The sequence below is a fragment of the Polaribacter sargassicola genome (assembly GCF_021991835.1).
Taxonomy (GTDB): Bacteria; Bacteroidota; Bacteroidia; order Flavobacteriales; family Flavobacteriaceae; genus Polaribacter; species Polaribacter sargassicola.
The window spans coordinates 1-284 of record NZ_JAHDAU010000217.1; the positions used below are offsets into that span (position 1 = coordinate 1).

General features: G+C 67.3%; 1 protein-coding gene. It reads left to right on the forward strand.

All coding sequences use genetic code 11. The annotated features are described in order from the left end of the window. The coding region (locus KI686_RS17690; protein WP_237590412.1) for an FAD-dependent oxidoreductase at positions 1–284 on the forward strand (284 nt) is incomplete at both ends.

Consider the following 284-nt stretch of genomic DNA (forward strand, 5'->3'; position numbering starts at 1 on the left):
AGGTCATCGTCCTCGGCGGCGGCGTGATCGGCGTCGAGTTCGCCAGCGTCTGGCACTCGTTCGGCGCTGAGGTCACGATCATCGAGGCTCTGCCGCACCTGGTCCCCAACGAGGACATCGTGCTGAGCAAGGGCCTGGAGCGCGCGTTCCGCCGCAAGGGGATCTCGTACAACCTCGGCGTGCGCTTCCAGAAGGCGGAGCAGGACGAGAACCAGGTCACGGTCACGCTCGAGGACGGCAAGACGTTCACGGCCGACTACCTGCTGGTCGCCGTGGGCCGCGGT